Annotated in this window: 17 protein-coding genes; 13 read left to right on the top strand and 4 right to left on the bottom strand. The window is 52.0% G+C overall.

Annotated elements, in window-relative coordinates; genetic code table 11:
- Window positions 1–181: 181 nt before the first annotated feature.
- The 5 genes from IPM28_06990 (at window position 182) to IPM28_06970 (ending at window position 3,803) form a co-directional block, all read left to right on the top strand.
- Complete coding sequence (locus tag IPM28_06990) at window positions 182–406, top strand: hypothetical protein (GenBank protein MBK9172739.1); 225 nt, start codon at window positions 182–184, stop codon at window positions 404–406.
- A gap of 39 nt (window positions 407–445) precedes the next feature.
- On the top strand, window positions 446–1,522 hold the full coding sequence (gene dusB / locus IPM28_06985; GenBank protein MBK9172738.1) for a tRNA dihydrouridine synthase DusB: 1,077 nt from the start codon (window positions 446–448) through the stop codon (window positions 1,520–1,522).
- Between the two features lie 108 nt (window positions 1,523–1,630).
- Entirely contained in the window at window positions 1,631–2,431 is an 801-nt protein-coding gene (locus IPM28_06980; GenBank protein ID MBK9172737.1) for a hypothetical protein, read from the top strand.
- Window positions 2,432–2,489: 58 nt separating this feature from the next.
- Window positions 2,490–3,332, top strand: a complete 843-nt coding sequence (locus IPM28_06975; GenBank protein ID MBK9172736.1) for a hypothetical protein — start codon at window positions 2,490–2,492, stop codon at window positions 3,330–3,332.
- On the top strand, window positions 3,333–3,803 hold the full coding sequence (locus IPM28_06970) for a hypothetical protein (GenBank protein ID MBK9172735.1): 471 nt from the start codon (window positions 3,333–3,335) through the stop codon (window positions 3,801–3,803). It abuts the gene before it with no gap.
- Here IPM28_06970 and IPM28_06965 read toward each other — a convergent pair.
- Together IPM28_06965 and IPM28_06960 are read right to left on the bottom strand one after the other, a co-directional pair.
- Complete coding sequence (locus IPM28_06965; GenBank protein ID MBK9172734.1) at window positions 3,792–4,070, bottom strand: RNA-binding S4 domain-containing protein; 279 nt, start codon at window positions 4,068–4,070, stop codon at window positions 3,792–3,794. The two genes, IPM28_06970 and IPM28_06965, sit on opposite strands and share 12 nt — an antisense overlap.
- Before the next feature lie 83 nt (window positions 4,071–4,153).
- The gene (locus IPM28_06960) at window positions 4,154–5,206 is read right to left on the bottom strand and encodes a peptidyl-prolyl cis-trans isomerase (protein ID MBK9172733.1); all 1,053 of its coding nucleotides are present in this window, start codon (window positions 5,204–5,206) and stop codon (window positions 4,154–4,156) included.
- A 254-nt stretch (window positions 5,207–5,460) separates the two neighbouring features.
- On the opposite strand from IPM28_06960, the gene IPM28_06955 reads away from it, so the two are divergent.
- Window positions 5,461–6,009: a hypothetical protein gene (locus IPM28_06955; protein MBK9172732.1), complete on the top strand. Its 549-nt coding sequence runs from the start codon at window positions 5,461–5,463 to the stop codon at window positions 6,007–6,009.
- Here the strand turns inward: IPM28_06955 and mfd are convergent, their stop codons facing one another.
- Entirely contained in the window at window positions 6,010–9,537 is a 3,528-nt protein-coding gene (gene mfd, locus IPM28_06950; protein ID MBK9172731.1) for a transcription-repair coupling factor, read from the bottom strand.
- A 190-nt stretch (window positions 9,538–9,727) separates the two neighbouring features.
- Here mfd and IPM28_06945 point away from each other — a divergent pair, with 190 nt between their 5' ends.
- Both IPM28_06945 and IPM28_06940 read left to right on the top strand, forming a co-directional pair.
- The gene (locus IPM28_06945) at window positions 9,728–11,698 is read left to right on the top strand and encodes a lysine--tRNA ligase (GenBank protein ID MBK9172730.1); all 1,971 of its coding nucleotides are present in this window, start codon (window positions 9,728–9,730) and stop codon (window positions 11,696–11,698) included.
- A gap of 23 nt (window positions 11,699–11,721) precedes the next feature.
- Window positions 11,722–12,501, top strand: a complete 780-nt coding sequence (locus IPM28_06940) for a hypothetical protein (GenBank protein MBK9172729.1) — start codon at window positions 11,722–11,724, stop codon at window positions 12,499–12,501.
- A gap of 92 nt (window positions 12,502–12,593) precedes the next feature.
- On the opposite strand, the gene IPM28_06935 is transcribed toward IPM28_06940, so the two are convergent.
- Window positions 12,594–13,661: a class I SAM-dependent methyltransferase gene (locus IPM28_06935; protein ID MBK9172728.1), complete on the bottom strand. Its 1,068-nt coding sequence runs from the start codon at window positions 13,659–13,661 to the stop codon at window positions 12,594–12,596.
- Window positions 13,662–13,819: 158 nt separating this feature from the next.
- Between IPM28_06935 and IPM28_06930 the strand changes: the two genes are divergently transcribed.
- The 5 genes from IPM28_06930 to IPM28_06910 all read left to right on the top strand — a co-directional run bounded on the left by IPM28_06930 (window position 13,820) and on the right by IPM28_06910 (window position 20,575).
- A complete protein-coding gene (locus IPM28_06930; protein ID MBK9172727.1) occupies window positions 13,820–14,662 on the top strand; it encodes a DMT family transporter in 843 nt (280 codons plus the stop codon).
- A gap of 122 nt (window positions 14,663–14,784) precedes the next feature.
- Entirely contained in the window at window positions 14,785–15,432 is a 648-nt protein-coding gene (locus tag IPM28_06925; protein MBK9172726.1) for a hypothetical protein, read from the top strand.
- A complete protein-coding gene (locus IPM28_06920) occupies window positions 15,425–16,774 on the top strand; it encodes a hypothetical protein (GenBank protein MBK9172725.1) in 1,350 nt (449 codons plus the stop codon). Before IPM28_06925 ends, IPM28_06920 begins: the two co-directional genes overlap by 8 nt.
- Entirely contained in the window at window positions 16,765–19,965 is a 3,201-nt protein-coding gene (locus IPM28_06915; protein ID MBK9172724.1) for an error-prone DNA polymerase, read from the top strand. Before IPM28_06920 ends, IPM28_06915 begins: the two co-directional genes overlap by 10 nt.
- A gap of 4 nt (window positions 19,966–19,969) precedes the next feature.
- Window positions 19,970–20,575: an SOS response-associated peptidase gene (locus IPM28_06910; GenBank protein MBK9172723.1), complete on the top strand. Its 606-nt coding sequence runs from the start codon at window positions 19,970–19,972 to the stop codon at window positions 20,573–20,575.
- The last annotated feature ends 47 nt before the right edge of the window (window positions 20,576–20,622 follow it).

Here is a 20,622-nt window from a genome sequence, read left to right as displayed (position 1 = left end):
GCCGTCGCCCAAGGAATTACAAACTTCCGTGCGTTAAATCTTAGCGGAATATGAGCATCGATATTCACGGGATTATTTCGGTCAAAATGTATTATTATGTTAACCTCAAGACTTCGTTTGAGTCAGCCGGTCTCATTTTGTTCTCATCTTTTTTAGAAGACGCAGGAAGGGAGAAGAAAACATGCTCTGGAAGATCGTTCTCGTAATTGGTGTTTTAGGATTTTTGCTTGGCGTCGCGTTAACAGGCGTTTCGGCAGCTTTACCGTTTGCCACGGACGGCCGTGTTGACTGGGACGAGGGGCCGATCTTCGGAGTCATCGGCGGCGCACTGGTACTTGTAATATCGTTTATTATGTTCCTTGTCGGCCTCATCTTTGTCTTGAAGAACAGAAAGAAAACCGGTTAGGTGCCCCTTTTTTCCAGTTTGCCCATGATTGTCTGATCAATGCAGCCGTTCAAGATACGCGACATTCCGATCGACCCGCCGTTGATACTCTCACCAATGGCCGGAGTGACCGACTACACCTTTCGCCGTTTGATCAAAAGGCGCGGAGGGGTCGGGCTCGTCGTGTCTGAATTCATCTCGGTCGAGGGATTGACTAGGGGAAATCCGAAATCCAGGCGCCAAATGAACTTTGACGAAGAGGAACGGCCGTTTGCGGTACAGATCTTCGGCGGCCGACCTGAGCGTATGGCGATGGGCGCCGAGATGGCGCAAGAGGTCGGAGCTGACATTCTTGACGTGAACTGCGGATGCCCTGCGCCGAAAGTCGTGAAGAACGGCGGCGGTTCGGGTTTGCTTCGTGAGCCGGGCCGCCTCGAGGAAATACTGAAAGCGATCAAGAACGCAATAACGATACCACTAACACTGAAGCTAAGGACCGGGTACTCTGACGCGTCGATAAACGTCGTCGAAATCGCAAAGATGGCGGAACAGTGTGGCGTCGAACACATACAGGTTCATGGCCGGACGCGGGAACAAGGATACAAGGGTCTTGCGAACTGGGATTTTATAAGATCGGTTAAGGCTGCAGTGAAGATCCCGGTTTCGGGCAACGGCGATATCACTACGATCGAGTACGGTTTGCGAAAATGGCGCGAATCGGGTGTTGACGGAATTTTGATCGGCCGAGGGGCAATGCAGAATCCTTGGATCTTTCGTCAATTTGCGGATGTGCTTGCCGGTCGCGAGCCGTACCAGCCTGATCTGGACGAGAAGAAAGCCGTGCTGCTCGAATTTTTTGAGATGTGCCTTGAAGAAATGCCTGAACTGGTTGCTCTTGGCAAAATGAAGCAGCTTGCCGGACAATTCACAAAAGGGCTCGTTGGCGGTGCGCAATTTCGTCAAACTTTATACCACTCGCATTCGGCGGATGAGATCCTGGAGAACATTTCGATATACTTCTCTACGCTTGCTCAAAGCAACCAATTTGGTGACGGGCTCGTCGAAGCTGAAGTTCCGATAATAGAGTCGTGTGAAGCGTTTATGAGCGATCCGGTCGGCGAGTGTGCTGCCGTTTAGATCGTTGTCAGACCTGTTTTGGAGAAATTTATGATTTCAAGATCCTTTTCAATCGCCGGTTGTCTAGTTTTCTTAGCCCTTGCGTCGATCAGCGTCGCGTCTCAAAAAATGACCGCCGAAGAGTTGGTGGCAAAGCACCTCGATTCTATCGCAGCGATTGACAAGAGAACCGGCCTAAAGAACCTCGTTGCTCGCGGTAATGTTTCGTTTACCGCTCTTCGGCAGGCGGGCACCGGCGGTGATGGTCAAATAGTGATGGCATCTGATGCAGAACGCTCGTTAATAGGAATGGCGTTTCGCATTCCCAACTATCCGGGCGAGACGATCGTTTACGACGGAAAGAAATTGAAGGTGGCATTTGCTTCGGGCAACGCACGGTCATATCTTGGCGATTACCTTTTCCGTTTTGACGATATCGTAAAAGAAGGATTGCTCGGCGGCACGCTTGCCCGTTCGTGGACCCTTGCAAATCTTGATCTCAAAAAACCAAAGCTGAAGTATGACGGGACGAAAAGCGTTGAAGGACGCGAAGCGGTCGTCCTCGATTACACCCCACGGCGCGGTTCTGACTTGAACATCAAACTATATTTTGACTCAAAAACTTTTCAACACATAAGGACCGAGTATCGTGCGACTATCGCTGTTCAGCAAGGACAGCGTGTCGGCGGGTCGGGGAGCGGTGCAGACGCCGCGGACCGCTCGTCACAGCAGCGTGAGGTCAGACAGACGCTTACTGAAGATTTCTCGAATTTTAAAAAGGTGAACGATATCAATCTGCCTCATTCTCACAAAATGTATTTGAGGCTTGAAGATATACGCGGTGTGCGGGAGTACGAGTTCAAATCCGAGTACTTTGAGTTTTTCTTTAATCAGGACCTCGACCCGAATTCATTTAACACGGCCGGATAATTAGATCTGGAATTCGATTTTTCGGAGACCATAACGTCTTTTGGAAGGAGAGAGCCATATGTGCAAACGAGCCTTGTTGACCATTTTGGCGGTCGCAATAATTGCTGGAGCGGCTCATGCTCAGAAACTAAAACCAGAGGAGATCGTTGCGAAGAATCTCGATTCGATCGCACCAATAGACGTTCGTGCGGCATTCAAGACATTCATCGCGGTTGGCGAGGTCACGGTCAATTACGTTACACAGAAGAATCCCAGTGCCAGCGGACGGGTCGTGCTTGCCTCGGCCGGTGATCGCAGTTTTATCGGGTACAGCCTGAACGCCGCAGACTATCCGTCGGAGCGGATCGTTTTTGACGGAAACAAGACGTCCGTCGATTTCGTGCGCCCGGGAAATCGTTCAACTCTCGGGAACTTCATTATTTCAAACGGGGCTTTGGTCTCGAACGGATTGTTCGGCGGAGTACTGTCGACGAACTGGGCGATTATGAAGACAGAATCGCGAAGGCCAAAGCTCAGCAGCCAGGGCACCAAGAAGATCGATGGACGCGAAGTCTACGCTCTCGGATATTCTCCCAGAGGCGGAGGCGATCTGGATATCACGCTTTTCTTTGATAAAGAAACATTTCGCCACGTTCGCACCGAATACACGAGAACATCGTCGGCATCGATCGGGCGAACTATAGATGAATCCGCCAGACAAAGTGAGACGCGCTTCAAGATTGTTGAGAATTTTGCAGATTTCAGGAACGTGAAAGGCCTGGTGATGCCCCATGCCTATTCGTTGCAATATCTGGTCACAGGTGCGAATGGTACGACAGAGATAGTATGGAACTATGTCCTGACGGAATTCGCCGTCAATCAACCGATCGAAGATGCTACCTTTGCGGTCCGCGCCGGATAGATGAGAAACACAGTAGCACGTCTAACAGTTTTGACCGCTGCCTGTCTATTCCTGAGCGGCGTTTCTTTTGGCCAGACGTCTCCTAATAAGATACGGCCGACCATCACTCCCGACGGAAATCCTGTGCGTTCAACGCCGGCCTTTGCTGAGGTTGTTCTCAGAAAGACCGAGATAGAGTCAGAGCTGGAGGCGTTATTGATCGACTATACAGATGACTTTCCAAAAGTCTCCGAACTTAAGTACGAACTCTCGCTCGTAAATGGCGAAGCGGAACGACTTTTGGCGGTCAAACCTGTTGAGGCAGGTAAACTGACCCTCGCCCTCGGCAAGCTACTCATCAAGAAGGTCTCGCTCGAGGCGGCACTTTGGGAGCTTTCAAAGACGTATAAAGACGAACATCCGGAGATAAAACGGGCAAAGCGCCGGGTCGAGATATATCAGTCTGCCATAAAGGAGATCTTAGGGAGATAGGATCTGTTCTTTTCGAATCTGAGAAATCAGCAAGGTAATGTTTGCAGCGTCACCCTTTGAAATCTGCTTTGAGATCGGGACCGATTCTATGCGATAAACCCTAATTTCCTCGCGCGCTCGGATCTCGATCAAATCACCTGCCTTTACATTTTTTGCAGATCTTGCGACCATTCCGTTCACAAATATCTGACCCGAATCGCAGAATCTCTGTGCAAGCGAGCGTCGCGGAATGAGGCGACTGATTTTGAGAAATAGGTCAAGTCGCATTGGTATCAATGGTCTGCATAAAAATGACGACACAATCAGGCTCCTTGCCTTTCTGCGTCGTCATCAATTTTCCTATGAACTTGCTAATTAGCAGCCTTTTCTTTTCGCTCCTCAGAAAATAGGATCGGGGCGACGAGCGGCCGATATGTATCATTGATCTTGATATAAGAATCTTCTCGCAGCGAGGACATGAACTTTTTGCCGGCCTCGGGAGCTTTTTCACTCAGTATCGCCAATCGGACCGCGCTCTCATCAAACTGCGACTCGCTGCTCGCCGCGGTCCGTTCATCCACACGCAAGATCGTCAATCCGATCTGATCGATCTCGATAGGTTCTGTAATTCCACCGGCTTTCACGTCCTTTATCGCGGTTGCGAATTTCTCCTCCAGGTCGCTGACCTTGAAGGTGTCGACCTTTCCGTTTGTCTTCGCCGCACCCTCACGGTCAGAATTCTCGGCGACCATCTTGTTAAAGTCCGCTCCTGCACGAAGTTCCTTGACGATCCGAGCGGCCTTTTCCCTAACGGCCGCCTCGGTATTGCCGGCAAAACTAAGAAATATCTCGCTGAGTGTTACCGTTTCAGGCTTGGTGAACTTAGCTTTGTTCTTTTCGAAATAATCCTTTAGATCCTTGCTGGTGGCCTCCCAGTAAACTTTTCGCTGAACCTCTTGCTGCAAAACGATCTCACGGGTCGCCTGTTTACGCCACAACTCGCGGATCTCATCCGGCTCTACGCCGGTTCGACGCATTTCGGTATAGAGCGCATCAAGCGTCTTCATATTGTATTGCTGCATGATCTGAAGAAAGCGCTGATTAACATTTCCCTCGATCTCGCGTTCAAGGCCCAATTCTTTCGCTTTTTGGACGAGAAGTTCTTCATTGATTAGATTTGCGATCAATTCGCCTTGGCGTTCGTTCACACGCTTTTCGGCTTCCTCGCGTGATTTACCTTGTTCAACCTCAGCCGCAATTATCGCTTTCATCTCACGTTTGATACGCGACAACGTGATAACGCCCTCATTCACCTGCGCGACAACCTCGTCAACGACCCGTTCTTCGGTTTCCTGGCCAAAGACCGACGCCGCGCAAAAAAGTACCAAGAAGACAGCAAAAAGGCTCAACAAATTAGGTTTCATTCAAAGACTCCGAAATATTCTCGTTTTGTTACAATGATGATGCGTCACTTGGATGCACACATCCTGCTTCGCGTTTATTCAAGCAGAAAAAAATGCGTCCGCAAAGGTTAACACCGGATCAAACTTAAATAATACCAGTTTCTTTGCGAAAATTCGCCCCGTGGGAACGACATCATTGTCCGGGATGCAGAAGTCGATCGATCTAAACTCCGCTGCACAAAATGTATTCTATGGCTCCTATTCGATCTCGAAAAATGATCTTCGGGAAATTGTTCCGGCGTATCGCTTCTGTTGTGGTCGTGTGTGCAGCGCTCCTTATCGGATTTTATCTTTCGCTGATCATTTCATCAGACGGTCTGTTGCCCGTCGAACGTGAGGCGACCGAAGCGGCGATAGCGCATCTCGAGGAACGCGGCTTTTCCGAAGACGTTGTTTTGCTCAAACATCTTGCCCGGTTTCGCAGAAATGACAACTGGCTAAATGCCTCGGTTGAGAAAGAAAACGCCTATGCTGCTACGAATTTTCCTTTCGGTATCGTAACGCTCTATCCTGATTTCTTTGAGTATCCGTCGGACAATGTCGAACGGGCGGCGATTCTGCTTCACGAATCCAAACATCTATGGGGCGAAGACGAAAAGGCCGCCTATGAGTATGTCTGGAAGAACCGCAAGAAACTCGGTTGGACTCGAGAAAAATACTCCGGTTCGCTGGTTTGGCAGAACGTCAGAAAACAGACCCGCGAATATGCTCCGATCCTTTTCGTGTGCGATTTTAATCCTGGCGACGATTGCACCGAGCAATGATCAACTCACCGCGATCGAATCCAGAATGTCCTGTGCCGCAATGATCGGGTTTGCGGATCCGAGTGGAACTCGGAGAATACCACTCGGGGAAAACGTCACGCCCTCCGTTTCTGAGACCAATCCCATAATGGCATCGGGTCGAACTTTCGCTAATTCGCTCATTTTTATTGCGATCTCGTTACCCGCACGGTCGATCGAAACAATACGCATTAGTTCGGCTCGCCGACGCAATCGGCCGTAAGCGAAAAGATTATCGACCGATTCCGGGATCTTGCCAAAACGATCTTCGATCTCGGCGTGGATCTGATGTATTGCTGCTTCATCCTCAGCAGACGATATCCGCTTATATGTTCGCAGTCTTTGGCTTGCTTCGGCGATGTAGTCTTTCGGGATCGAAACGTCCATACCAAGATTTATGGAGACACTGCTGTCGTCGGCAACATCGTCACCGCGAATCTCGGCGATCGTCCGTTCGAGCATTTTCGTGTAAAGGTCGAACCCTAGAGCGTCGAGATGCCCCGATTGCTGTCCGCCGAGCAGGTTTCCAGCGCCCCGGAGTTCGAGGTCGAGAGCTGCGATCCTGAATCCGGCCCCGAGATCGGAGAATTCGCGGATCGCACTCAATCGCCGTCTCGCTATCGGCGTAAGTTCAAGTTCGCTCGGAATGAGCATGTACGCGTATGCACGACGGTTCGAACGCCCGACACGGCCACGAAGCTGATATAGCTGCGAAAGGCCATAGTTATCTGCTCGATTGATGATGATCGTATTCGCACGCGGAATATCTATTCCGTTTTCGATAATTGTCGTCGCAACCAGTATGTCATATTTGTAGTCGATGAAATCGAGCATGATCTGCTCCATCTCCTTTTCGTTCATTTGCCCGTGACCGATGGCGATCCGGGCATTGGGGACGATCTTTTGCAGCAAGGCAGCAATCGACTCGATCGTTTCGACCCGGTTATGAATGAAAAAGACCTGGCCGTTCCGAGCGAGTTCGAGATCGATCGCTGTCCGGATCACGCCCTCCGAAAACTGCACGACCTGCGTATTGATCGCGAGGCGGTCGCGTGGCGGGGTTTCGATCACGGACATGTCGCGCATGCCCAAGAGTGACATGTTCAGTGTCCGCGGGATAGGGGTTGCCGAGAGGGTCAAAACGTCGACCTTCTTTTTCAACTGCTTAAGCTTTTCCTTGTGGGCGACGCCGAATCGCTGTTCCTCGTCAACGACAACAAGCCCGAGTTTCGGCAGCTTAACATCATTGGAAAGAACCCGATGTGTCCCGATGATTACGTCGACATCGCCAGTCTCAGCGGCTTTGACGACCGCTTTTTGTTCATTCGAGCTTCGGAAACGTGACAGCAGTTCGATCTTAGCCGGAAAGGCCGCGAAACGACGGCGGAAGGACTCAAAATGCTGATACGCAAGAATCGTTGTCGGGGTCAACACAGCGACCTGTTTCCCGTCCATTACCGCTTTGAAAGCGGCCCGCATCGCTACCTCGGTCTTTCCGTATCCAACGTCACCAATGATCAGCCTGTCCATCGGTCGCGGCGTTTCCATATCGGCTTTTATGTCAACGATCGCCGAGGCCTGGTCAACCGTAAGTTCGAAAGGAAATGCGTCTTCGAACTCGTGTTGCCATGGTGCATCGGGCGAGAATGCGTAACCCTGAACGAGCTTCCGTTCAGCATAGAGTTTCAGAAGCTCATCGGCCATATCGCGCATCGCGCGTTTGGCCTTTGCCTTGGTCTTTTGCCATCCAATGCTCCCAAGTCTATCGAGAGCGGGCGATGTCGCCTCGCCCGATGAATACCGCGAGACGAGATCCAGACGTTCGACCGGAACAAAGAGCTTTGCATCGTCCGCATAGACGAGCAGCATGAACTCGCGTTCGGTTCCATGCGACGAGATGGTCTTGAGACCTTCGAATCTGCCAAGACCGTGGTCAACGTGAACAACATAATCTCCGATTTTCAGGTCACGAAAGTCCGAGATGAAGGCACCGAGCCGCGGTTTGCGGATCGTGGCCGTCGGCGTGGGTGCCGGAACTTCGGACGTTTCACCAAAGATGTCGCTTTCAGTGTAGATGATCAGCGCTTGCTCGGGCATTTCGAATCCGCCCGAAAGATGGCCGATTACGATCGTTCCGGTTTCGGCAACGACTGCGTAATCGCGAAGGATCTCGTCGATCCTTTCAGCCATACCTTTTGTCACCATCGCATAAATGACCCGATCGCTCATCTTCTGCGACTTTACATGAGCCGCAAAATCAGCGAAATTGCCATGAAACTTGCGGGTTGCTCGGGACGAGACGACGATCTCCCCGCTATTTTCGACCGATGGAAATAAGAAAAGCGGATCGCGAGCTCGTTGGCCGATGCTTAAGTCTGACGACATCGTAAATTCAGCAGCGGCAAACTCTTCGTCAGTTACTGCGGCAGTTTTCCCCAAAGCTCTAAGTTCTACTCGGCTCACCGTGTCCAAGCGAGCCCTCAACTCTTCTTGCTTCAGAAACAGCCGATCTGGTTCGAGTCCGATACCTCCGGCATCCATCAGGGCCGCATATTGTGTCGAGATGTCGTCGTAAAGTTTTTGAAATTCCCGCTCGATCATCGCCGGTTCGTCTACGATCAACACGACATCGTTGAAATAGTCGAGAACGGTTGATCCAAGCGGACGGGATAAAGGCAGTAGGAATTCCCAGCCCAGGAACGATTCACCTTCGTCCGCAAAATCAGTCCGATCCCTTAGCGCTCGTTCAAACCGCGGGTCGGCGAAATGCTCGCGTGCTAAATCCGCCCAGTCCCTGAGGTCGTTTGGGGAAACCGCAAATTCGCGCATCGGGGCGATGCTCAGCGAACGTATTTGTTCGGTTGACAACTGTGTTTCCGGATCAAAGGAACGGATCGAATCGACCGTATCGCCAAAAAACTCGATCCTCGAAGGCATTGCGTCTTGCGGGGACCAAACGTCGACGATTCCACCCCTCACCGAAAACTGACCGACGTTATAGATCGGATCCTCGCGAACGTAACCCGCGGCTTCCAATGACACAATCAGCGACTCGGGCGAAATATCGTCGTCTCGATCGATCCGCGGGCCGATCTTCCCGATCTCACGCGGCGAAACGGTTCGTGCCAACAATGCCCGCGGAGGCAGAATAAGAAAATCAGGCGTGCCGTGCGACAATTGCCAAAGCGCCAATGCACGACGTTCGAGCGTTTCAGCGTGTGGTGAGACACCCGAATACACCTCGGTCTCAAATCCCGGCAATTCGACTATGGCTGGCAGATTTTCCGCTAATTCGCCGAAGAAGCGAAGATCGGTGGTCCAAAGATCCGCGGAAATGTTCGACTCGGTCAAAACAACAAAACGTTTTCCGGTGAGTGAGCGAAGCTGGGTGAGGATATAGGCCTTTGACGCCACCGAAGACAGACCCGACAGCGTTACAGAACGGCGACCGGAATCGATCTCGGCTGCGATCCTCTCGATCAGGCCAGGCATTCGACGGAAAGGCTTCATAAACGCACCTATCCGCAAAGATCGCGATTTCACGGGCTAGATCGAGACCTTTTGCGGAACTTATATAATGCCACATACAAGAGCTTTGGCGAAGGTGACGCTGCTCCCTGTGCGGCCCTGGATAGTTTTCCTTTGCGTTCGGTGTAGTTTGTCTGATTTAATCGAAGGTTCTAACGATTGACAAAAATTTATGCAGATTCCGCAATTTCACGAAATCATCGAACCGAATGACCAAACGGAGGCGCGAAAGGAGCATCTCGCGAAACTTCGCGAACTTGTCGGCAATACATATCCGAACCGTTTTGACCGCTCGTACCTATCAGGCTCTGAAGATACGATCTCGAGCATTCTGAAACATGGGCCGGTCGCTGCGGCGATCAAAGAAATGGCGACAGTTGTTGCGAAGCTTAGCGAGGGCGAACGCCCGCCGTCGGAGCAGAAAGACGCTCTCAATGTACAACTGAGGGCTCTCGGAAATGTTCGTATTGCGGGGCGTCTGGCCGTACCGCCTCGGGTGATGGGTAAGGCCGCGTTCGTACACCTCTCTGACGGGATATCGAGGTTACAAATATACGTCCGCAAACAGGACGCCGTCGCAATCAATAACGACACGGGTGAAGTGATCGAAGAAGACGGACGTGCATGGGAGGTCTTCAGTCTTCTCGATCACGGAGATTTTGTCGGTGTCGAAGGATTTCTTTTTGTCACGAATACCGGCGAGCTTTCGGTTCATGTCGAAAAACTGCAGTTCCTTTCAAAGGCAATGCTGCCGATGCCGGACAAAATGCACGGCATTGCCGATCCTGAGATCCGCCAGCGGCAGCGATACGCGGACCTGATCGCATCGAGCCTGCAAGTCGAGCGCGAAGGACTAACGACGCGCGAGGTTTTTGAAACCCGCGCAAAGACCATCTCGTCTTTGCGCCGGTATCTGGAGGATCATGGTTATGTCGAGGTCGAGACCCCAATGCTTACGCCAAAAGCAACGGGAGCCGCCGCAAAGCCGTTCAAAACCCACCACAATGCGCTCGACATCGACCTATACGCCCGCATTGCTCCTGAACTTTATCTCAAACGGCTTGTTGTGGGCGGCTTTGAGAAGGTGTATGAACTGAACCGCAACTTCCGCAACGAGGGCATTTCGTACAAGCACAACCCCGAATTCACAATGCTCGAATTCTACTGTGCCTACATGGACGTGAACGGGATGATGGACTTCTGTGAGGAGTTGCTCCGCCAATCAGTCATGAAAGCAACGGGCGGGCTGAGCTTGGAAAACCTGAATGTCGATCCTCGTGTTTTGGGGAGTCGAAGCAAATTTTGGGTGACTATTGATTTTTCATCTTTTGACCGAATCAAGATGGAGACCGCCATTTATCGCGGCTTGCCTTTCATAGTCGATTGGTATTTTCGACATGTTCGACCATCGCTGGGCGGAAAGGTCTCCAACTGGCTCGCTAAGCAATTTGGCGACGATCCTATTAGTTGGTTGCAGTCCGAGAACAACGCAAAGGCACTCTTGCAGCAGTTGAATTGGCTTTCATCGTTCGGCAATTTAATGAACGAAGTTGTACATCATAGCGAAGATGAAGGAACCGTTGAAATTTCAGAGGAAGATGCGTTTGAGAGCATTACTTCAAAGCTAACTGACCTTTCTCCAGATATCACGCCTCCGGTGCAAGGTGAAGGCGCCTATCTTGAAGCAATCTTGACTATTTTTGATGATCACATCGAAAGGGTAGTAGGAGTAGCAAAAAACGGTGAAGAGATTATAATTCGCCCAACTTTCATCATTGATTACCCGAAGTCCATCTCGCCGCTCTCAAAGGCTTCGCCCGAGAATCCGCAGATCGCGGAGCGGTTCGAGCTTTTCATCAACGGAATGGAAGTGGCGAACGGATTCAGTGAATTAAACGATCCGAAGGAGCAGTACGACCGTTTTGTCGATCAAATGTCGGAACGCGAACGCGGCGACGAGGAAGCGATGGTCTTGGACGAAGACTATATCCGGGCACTCAGCTACGGAATGCCGCCCGCCGCGGGCATCGGCATCGGCATCGATAGGCTCGTGATGCTTTTGACCAATAAGCATTCGATCCGCGATGTGATCCTGTTCCCGCATATGCGGCCCGAAAAAAGAACGCAAGAAGCTCCTGAATGATCGTCTAGGTTGGTGGAGAAATTATGCGGAAATGTTGGTTTACATTTGGGTCACTGCTGACCCTCACACTTGTTTTGCTGCTGTGTGATCAGGCAATTACGCAAACAACGGAGACGAGGCTATTCGCAAAGCCCGAGCGTCTCACTCTGAACGGTTTTGGCGAGCCCGATCCGAACAAAGAACCGACGAGCACCACGTTCCTGACGGCATCGTTTTACCCGATCGGATGGTCACGCGACGGAAAATTCGCGTATCTTGTCGAACCCCCCGACGAAGCGTGCGGATGTTATTTCGCCGAGATCGTGATCCAAGACCTCGTGACTGACAAAATACTCTGGTCCGAACGTTATTCAAGCGAGTCGCTCGAAAAGCCCGAGGCCGAGAACCTGGCCACATTTTGGCCAAAGAAGCAGAAACAATATTCCGCGAAGCTTGCGAAGTATGGTATCAGGCCGATCAGTGATTCTCGTTTGATTTTTCCCGTTTTAGAGTTTGAGGATGACCAATTGACACCAAAGATCGATGTTCGTATCAAGACCGACAATGACCTTGAGGTAATCGGCAATGTTACGGTCAAATTGGAATCAATACGCCGCGGCTCAAAGGTCATTAGCCGCGAATCATATAGAAAGGGACAGATCAGCGGATTTCGTAATGCCGAGATCGCTGGGCTATTGAAGAGTCCTTTTGAAGACCGGATCGCAGTGTTGATAGTCGAAGAGCACCGAGGTTGGGAAGGCCCGCCTAACATTACCCTGATCAGGGTCAGCGGTGCTGCTTTGAAGGCCGGATTCACGAAATGACGTGATCGGCCACGAATCAGCTGATAAGACACGATCCGAAGACAGAAAAAACGGTCGTTCCATTGGATCAGCAAGATCCGTGGCCGTGCGACCTATTTCGTCGCAACGTAGTATGTGTTCATAAAGTCGTGTTCGAGATAGTTTTTCGTGATGCTGGTGAAACCCGCTTTCGTCATCATCTCGATCGCGGTTTCTTCGCCCCACATCGCCCCCAGCCCCGCACCGCCGTATGCGAGTGATACCGTCATGCAGTGCGTCAATGAAATAGTGTAAACGAACGGTCCGAGCGGATGTTCGAGGTTCTTCTCGATGTGGCACGAACCCCTGATATCCTGGACCAAATAGACGCCGTCGGATCGAAGCGCTTTCGAAATACTCGCAAGCATTCCCGCCGGATCTGCCTGATCATGGATCGAATCAAATGATGTGATCAGATCGTATGCAGCGGATTCGCCTATATTCGCGGCATCGCGGACCTCAAATCGGACGTTGCCGACATCTGCCTTTCTCGCTTCGGATCTTGCACGCAAGATGGATTCTTTTGAGAAGTCATATCCGGCAAACAAGCTGTTCGGATATCGTTTGGCGAGTTCGATCATCGCTCGCCCGCTTCCGCATCCGACATCCAAGACCTTGATACCGGCTTCAAGTTTTTCGTGCAGGCCCGGCACAAGGGGAATGATGTGTGAATCAAGAGCGGCGACCGTTGTTTGATCGCTTTCGGCGGCCATTACCTCATGGAAGCGTGGGTACTCGGTGTATGGAACCCCGCCACCGTTTCTAAAGCAATCGATCAGCTTGTCTTCGACGTTCCCGAGAACGGGAATGAACTCCATTGTCGAAGCGAAATTGAACTCGCCCTCGTTCGTCAAGAAGGCAGCATGCTCTGCCGGCAGTTGGTATGTTTTCGATTCCGGAAAGTAGTTTACGACACGGCCTGTCACCATAGTCCCGAGCCATTCCCGCACGTACCTCTCGTTAAGGCCCGCGGTTCCGGCGATCTGTTCGGCAGTCGACGCCGGGAGTTTGGCCATTGTTTCGAAGAGCCCGAGCCGGTTGCCTATGCTCATCGCAAGAGCGACGGCGCTCTTGTTCAGGATTTCGACGAGTCCTTGCGAAAACGCCTCGGCTTTCTGTTGATTGAATGTAGTGTCTAACATAAATGCTCCTATTGTTATTCATTCGTCGGATACCGAACTTTGAATATCGGCACCGACACCACTCTAGTTATCCGGCATCCGAGAAGTCTTGAGATATCGTTAAGAAAATTGTGAAATTTTTCTGAACGGATCTACACGTGCTATTTTTCAACGATAATATGCGTCCGATCTTTCTTACATCCTTCGCTCTTTTCGCATTTGCCTTCAATTCGATCCTGTGTCGGGCGGCGCTTGGTTCGGCCGAAGCTGATGCCTCCGGATTTACTGCTGTCAGGCTCGTTTCGGGTGCGATCGTTCTCGCCGCGATCTTTTTTCTGACAGGGAAGACGAAATGCCCTGTGAAAACCGGAAATTGGGCCTCGTCTTTGTTTCTGTTCATTTATGCCATCTGTTTTTCATTTGCATATCTCGGTCTGACGACCGGAGCCGGGGCACTGATACTTTTTGGATGTGTTCAGATGACGATGATCGGGTCTGCGATCGTCAAGGGTGAATTGCCGGGTGGGCTTGAGTGGTTGGGTTTGGTCATTGCGGTTGGCGGGCTTGTTTATCTTGTGTTTCCTGGGCTTTCCGCTCCGCCGTTGGTGGGTTCATTGTTGATGGGAGTGTCAGGCATCGCCTGGGGTTTTTATTCCTTGCGTGGAAAGAAAAGTGATGACGCCCTTGCCGATACTGCGGGGAATTTTGTTCGGTCAGTGCCGTTCGCGTTGATCGCTGCGATTCCATTCCTTTCGCAATTGCGTCTTTCGTCGCGCGGCATTGTTATGGCCGTTCTTTCCGGAGCTGTTGCATCAGGTCTTGGGTATACGGCCTGGTACGCTGCGTTGAAATACCATAGCTCGACGCGCGCTGCCGTCCTTCAGCTTGCGGTCCCTTTGATCGCGGCTTTAGGTGGGGTCTTGTTTTTGTCCGAGAGCGCAGATCTCCGCTTGGGAATCGCTTCTGTGTTGATCCTGGGCGGCATCGCTGTAACGATCATCGGTAGTAGGACGGTTCAGTGACAAATTGCTGGAGGATTTATTTGTCCATTATAGGGGGAAATACTTTACCTATGTTTCATCTATGAGATATAATTGCAGATACGCAAAATCCGGCGAGCGGTCAATGACCGCTTTGAGATCACATGGCTGTCTTACGTGTAGTCAAAAAATTATCACATCTACACGAAGAGCAAAAGGTCGGGCGCTCTTATATCGAAGCCGGCGGGCTCAGGCTCTTGCGGGGCGGCATTACTGAGTTTACAGGTGAGCATACTGCTGGAAAGACGAGCCTGACGCTCAATATCCTCTCGTGGCTGACGCAGCGAGGCGAGGTTTGTGCGGCAATCGATCTTAATGACGCGCTTGATCCGTATTCGGCGGCGGCCAACGGCGTGGTACTTGAGAATCTGCTTTGGGTACGATGCGGCGGCGGCGTCGAACACGCTCTGACCGCGGCAGATTACGTACTGCAGGCAAAAGGGTTTGGGATGGTCTGGTTAAATTTAGGCGGCATTCCGCACAAGGAACTGAACCTTATCCCGAAGACCTATTGGTATCGCTTTCGCACTAAGATTCGCGACAGTCAGACGATGTTGGTCGTGACGGGTAATCGTTCGCTAGTGAGTTCGGCGGCGGACCAGGCATTTTATTTCGATACTTATCAGGTAGTGTGGAAGGGAATGGGCCGATTCAAGCTGCTCGGAGAATTGCAGGTGAATATGAATACGCGGAAGCCTTTTATCGTCAGGCCGGAATTCAGGAAGATCGAGGCGGAGTATGCAGATGAGTAGGCTTTATGCATGCATCATTCAAACTCCGAGTACGGATTGCGGAATACGGAATTCGGGCGAGGAGGTTTCTCGCAAAGACAAAAAGGAGTGCGGCGATAAGGAAGGTCCCGACTCGCCGCTCACCGCTCACCACCCGCCGCTGACCGCCTTTGCCGAACAGTTTGCCTATCGTATCGAGGCGATCGACGGCGGTGTTTTGTTTGATGTCAGCGGACTTGAGAACCGCATCGGGCCGCCGGGCCGCATCGCACAAAGCATTGCCTGTGAGATGAAGCTGCGGGGCATAACAGGCTCTCTTGCTATAGCCGCAAATGCAAGTACCGCTTTGCTTTACGCCCGCGTGAAAGATGGTATTACCGTTATCGAGGAAGATGCGGATCAGCCGCTTCCGCTCGCCGCGATCGGGTTGAGCGAGGACACACTGAGTGTTTTTACCGCACTCGGGATGGAAACGACCGCTGACCTGAAGTCTGTTCCCGAAGATGAATTGATCGCACGCTATGGGCCGGACTTTCGCCGGACGCTCGACCTGATAAACCGGAACGGCACGCACATTCTGACCCCGAACCTGACAGAGAACCGCGTCGCGTGGGACTACGATCTCGATTTTCCGGTCGAGGATTTCGAGCAGCTCATCTTCATTCTCGGCCACGGAATAAGCAAGGTCCTGGCCGAAGCGAGCGGCATCGGATGCAGCTCTGAACAGATGGATATCAATTTAATGCTGGATAACAGAACGACGGCCGAATACAGCATCAAGCTTTCGTTCCCAACGCGTGACAAGGCGTTTTGGCTGAAATTGGCGAACCTGCGGATCGGCAATGATCCACCCGAGGCCGCGATCAAGGCGATGCGGCTCGTTTGTCATTTCGCACGGCCGAGGGCGATCGAGCGCGGACTTTTTGCGGCGACACGGCCTGAGCCGGAAAGTCTTCTGCTGACGGTGGACAAGATCAAAAAGATCGTCGGCGCAGAGAACGTCGGCGTACCCGCATTGATCGATCAGCGGCTCCCCGAGGCGTTCGAGTTGGACCACACGAAATTGCCGGCGGGAAACGAGAGGCAAGAGATAGAAGATCAGTATCCCGTGCTTGCGTTGAATTATTTCCACCCGCCGCTTCCGGCTGACATCAGAACGGCGGATGGCCGGTTGGTATATGTCAGCACGCAGTATTTTGTCGGGCATGTGACAGAGTACGGCGGTGCTTGGCTCGGGTCTTCACAATGGTGGACCAAGCGGTTTTGGCAGCAGATGGAGTGGGATGTCGAGCTCGACGGCCGACGCATCTACCGTCTTGCCCGGACGCAGGAAGGCTGGTTCGTGACGGGAGGATACGACTGATGTTTTACGAGATGCACGCGCGTTCGGCATTTAGTTTTCTTGCATCGGGTTCGATGCCTGAGGCTCTTATCGAGCGGGCGGTGGGGCTTGATATTCCCGGCGTTGCGTTACTCGACCGCGATACGGTCTCGGGCGCGGCGAGATTTCATTTCGAGGCGAGAGGTGCGGGCATAAAGCCGATGATCGGTGCTGAGATCACGATGGACGACGGCAGTTTTCTGCCGCTTCTGCCTATCGATCTGGCGGGCTATAGAAATCTTTGCAGGCTGATAACGACCATTAAACTACGCTCGCCGAAGGGTGAGCATTTCGCTACGCCGAAAGACATTGAGGAGCATTCGAGAGGCCTTATCTGCATCACAGGCGGGGAGGATGGCTTTATGCATCGGAGCATCCGACGCGGCGAGGGAACGCGCGATCTGGCATGGCTCAATTACGTTTTTGAGAAAAGGCTCTATGTTGAACTGCAGCGCCATTATCTGCGGAGCGAAGAGAATATGAACCAGCAGCTCGTCGGGCTCGCCCATAAACTGCATTTGCCGATGTTTGCAAGCAACGGTGCATATTACGCGGAGAAAGCCGACCGTGAACTTTTTGATGTCTTTACCTGCATCAAGAACCACACGCCGATCTATGAGGCCGGAAAGATCTTGTCGCAGAATGCCGAGCGGCATCTGAAATCCAAGGAGCAGATGCTGCGGCTTTTTGAAGAGTTTCCCGGGGCGGTTGCCCGCACACACGAGATCGCTGACCGCATCTCTTTCTCGATGGACGACGTCGGCTACACCTTCCCCGATTTCCAGGTCCCGCCGGGTGAGACGATGGATTCATTGCTCAGAAAGCTGACGGAAAAGGGTGCGATAAACCGTTACGGTTCGCTTACACCCAAGGTGCAGGCGAAACTCGATCACGAACTCAAACTGATCGCCAAGCTAAAACTTGCCGGGTATTTTCTTCTCGTTTGGGATATTTCGAATTTTTGCCACTCGCGTCGGATATTGTCGCAGGGGCGGGGCTCAGCGGCGAACTCGGTGGTCTGTTATTCGCTCGGGATAACTGCGGTCGATCCGATCGAAGGCGAACTATTGTTCGAACGGTTTTTGTCGGAAGAACGCGGTGAATATCCCGATATCGACATCGACCTGCCATCGGGTGACGATCGCGAACTCGTCATTCAGCACGTTTACGAAAAATACGGTCGACGCGGTGCCGCGATGACGGCAAATGTGATCACCTACCGAAGCCGGTCGGCCGTGCGGGAAGTTGGCAAGACATTCGGCTTTCCCGAGGAGATGCTCGGCCCGCTTTCGAAGTCGATCTCACATTACGGGGTGGCGGAATTCGGCGAGATGATCGAGCGTTTCAAGGAAAATGGTTTTGACCTAAAGAATGATTTTCGCACTCGCAAATTCGTTGAGCTTTACACACGGATACTCGATTTTCCGCGGCATCTTGGCCAGCACTCCGGCGGGATGGTGATGCTGCCGGAAGGATTGGACAGCGTAGTTCCGATCGAACCGGCATCTATGGAAGGCCGTTCGATAATCCAGTGGGACAAGGACGATTGCGAACGGCTCGGTATCGTAAAGGTCGATCTGCTCGGGCTCGGTATGATGGCCGTGCTTCGCGACACGCTGCTGCTGATCGAAGAGCATCGCGGTGAAGTGGTCGATCTGGCAAAGATACCGAAGGACGATAATTTGGTCTTTGAGACGCTGCAGAAAGGCGACACAATTGGGATGTTCCAGGTCGAGAGCCGCGCCCAGATCAACTTTCTGCCTAAGTCGCGGCCGCAGACTTTCTACGACGTGGTCGTGCAGGTGGCGATCATCCGCCCCGGCCCGATCGTCGGCAAGATGCTCAGCCATTACATCCGCCGGCGGCAGGGCTTAGAAGAGATCGACCACATTCATCCGTGGCTTGAGGATACCCTTAGGCGGACGCTCGGCGTACCGCTCTTTCAAGAACAACTTCTCAGAATGTCGATGATAATGGCTGGTTTCACCGGCGGACAGGCCGAGGAATTGCGGCGTGCGATGGGCTTTAAGCGTGCGGATAAGCGGCTGGCGAAGATCGAAACAAATCTTCGCGATGGAATGACCCGAAACGGCATCGAGCCCGAATTACAGGACCGCATAGTGAACAACATAACAGCATTTGCGAATTACGGGTTTCCAGAATCGCATGCCGCGAGCTTTGCATTGCTGGCCTATGCCTCGGCGTATTTGAAGGTCTATTACCTTGCCGAATTCACCACCGCGATGCTAAATAATTATCCGCTCGGGTTCTACGTCCCGGCGACACTGATAAAAGACGCACAGCGGCACGGGCTGCATTTCCGACATGTCGATGTGAACCGGTCAGACTATCTATTCACGATCGAGGACGGCGAGGTGCGGTTAGGTCTGAAATATGTAAAAGGCCTGAGGAAGGAGGTTGCCGAGGCGATAGTCGAAGGCAGAATGCGACATTCGGAATGCGGAATTCGGCATTCGGAATTCTCCGAAGAAGACCATTCACCATTCATCCCTTATGCTTCGGTCGAAGACATCGTCCGCCGTGTACCGCTGATAAACAAAAGAGAGATACGTGCATTGTCGCTCGCCGGTGCCTTGAATTTTGAAAGGCAGGTTCATCGCCGCGAGGCGCTTTGGCGATCGGAACTTGCGATACAACCGAACGGCGATTTGTTTAATGCCGAGCGCGAAATTATCGGCACCGGTAACGGCAGCGACGATAAAGCTTTTTCTCAAGGCTGCAAGGACACAAAGTTCATAAAGCCGATGTCCGAATGGCAGGCGATGGAATCGGATCTTCGGTCGATGGCAATAACGATCGGCAAGCACCCGATGGCTTTTTTGAGAGATGAGCTTAAGAAGCTCGGAGTGATCGAGGCGATCGAGACCCACAGCCTGCGAAAGAAGGATGTGGTGACAGTTGCGGGATCTGTGATCGTTCGCCAGCGGCCGAGTACCGGAAACAGTGTTGTTTTCATCACAATGGAAGACGAAACCGGGCACTCGAATTTCATCGTGATGCCGGACGTCTTCGAACGCTTTCGCCGCGTCATCACTCACAGTTCATTTTTGCTGATCAAGGGAACCGCCGAAGAAGGCGGCATGATAAAAGCGTTGTATTTCGAGCCGATAAATGCTTTTATGAGTCAAATAAGATCACACGATTTTCATTAAGCGTATGTGCGGACGATACAAATTAAGTGCACGCCACGAGGACGTGCAGAAACACTTTGACCTGATCGACGGAAAATTCGACTTCACGCCGAGCAACGAGATATTTCCGGGCACGAACATTCTTGCTGTCGATCGTAACCGCAAGGCTGAGAGTATATTCTGGACCATCGAAGATCGCGATTACAAAGGTGTGATGCGAAAGGTGATCAACGCCAAAAGCGAGACCGTCCATTTCGTACCCATGTTCAAGAATGCATTCATTCACGGCCGCGTGCTGATACCCGCGACCGGCTTCTATGAATGGAAGGATCTGCCCGATAAACGAAAAGAAAAGTACGAGTTCGAAATGGATGAGCCGCTCTTTGCGTTCGCAGGCATATCGCGCGAATGTGAGATCAAAGGCGAAACCCGCAATTGCGGCGTTATATTGACCACCGAAGCCAACGATGTCGTACGACCGATTCACGCAAAGGGCCGAATGCCCGTAATACTTCACAAACAGGATTACGAGAAATGGCTCGATCCCGAGACGCCCGCAGCCGAGCTGAAAGACTTGATGCAGCCGCTGCCAAACAATGAGATCACGGCAAAACCAGCAGAAGAAAAATAAAAAGGGGCTGCCCGACGACAGCCCCATGAAATTACCGCAACGTTCAG

It is taken from the genome of Chloracidobacterium sp. (assembly GCA_016716305.1).
Classification (GTDB): domain Bacteria; phylum Acidobacteriota; class Blastocatellia; order Pyrinomonadales; family Pyrinomonadaceae; genus OLB17.
The sequence above is the reverse complement of the archived record's forward strand: the minus strand, read 5'-3'. Positions and strand labels throughout refer to the sequence as shown.

Excerpts from the sequence above, each read along its gene's own strand:
- IPM28_06930 (MBK9172727.1), top strand. The coding sequence starts at position 13,820 with ATGCGTCCGATCTTTCTTACATCCTTCGCTCTTTTCGCATTTGCCTTC.
- dusB (MBK9172738.1), top strand. The coding sequence starts at position 446 with ATGCAGCCGTTCAAGATACGCGACATTCCGATCGACCCGCCGTTGATA.
- IPM28_06970 (MBK9172735.1), top strand. The coding sequence starts at position 3,333 with ATGAGAAACACAGTAGCACGTCTAACAGTTTTGACCGCTGCCTGTCTA.
- IPM28_06920 (MBK9172725.1), top strand. The coding sequence starts at position 15,425 with ATGAGTAGGCTTTATGCATGCATCATTCAAACTCCGAGTACGGATTGC.
- IPM28_06940 (MBK9172729.1), top strand. The coding sequence starts at position 11,722 with ATGCGGAAATGTTGGTTTACATTTGGGTCACTGCTGACCCTCACACTT.
- IPM28_06975 (MBK9172736.1), top strand. The coding sequence starts at position 2,490 with ATGTGCAAACGAGCCTTGTTGACCATTTTGGCGGTCGCAATAATTGCT.
- IPM28_06935 (MBK9172728.1), bottom strand. The coding sequence starts at position 13,661 with ATGTTAGACACTACATTCAATCAACAGAAAGCCGAGGCGTTTTCGCAA.
- IPM28_06965 (MBK9172734.1), bottom strand. The coding sequence starts at position 4,070 with ATGCGACTTGACCTATTTCTCAAAATCAGTCGCCTCATTCCGCGACGC.
- mfd (MBK9172731.1), bottom strand. The coding sequence starts at position 9,537 with ATGAAGCCTTTCCGTCGAATGCCTGGCCTGATCGAGAGGATCGCAGCC.
- IPM28_06955 (MBK9172732.1), top strand. The coding sequence starts at position 5,461 with ATGATCTTCGGGAAATTGTTCCGGCGTATCGCTTCTGTTGTGGTCGTG.
- IPM28_06910 (MBK9172723.1), top strand. The coding sequence starts at position 19,970 with ATGTGCGGACGATACAAATTAAGTGCACGCCACGAGGACGTGCAGAAA.
- IPM28_06980 (MBK9172737.1), top strand. The coding sequence starts at position 1,631 with ATGACCGCCGAAGAGTTGGTGGCAAAGCACCTCGATTCTATCGCAGCG.
- IPM28_06960 (MBK9172733.1), bottom strand. The coding sequence starts at position 5,206 with ATGAAACCTAATTTGTTGAGCCTTTTTGCTGTCTTCTTGGTACTTTTT.
- IPM28_06990 (MBK9172739.1), top strand. The coding sequence starts at position 182 with ATGCTCTGGAAGATCGTTCTCGTAATTGGTGTTTTAGGATTTTTGCTT.
- IPM28_06925 (MBK9172726.1), top strand. The coding sequence starts at position 14,785 with ATGGCTGTCTTACGTGTAGTCAAAAAATTATCACATCTACACGAAGAG.
- IPM28_06945 (MBK9172730.1), top strand. The coding sequence starts at position 9,728 with ATGCAGATTCCGCAATTTCACGAAATCATCGAACCGAATGACCAAACG.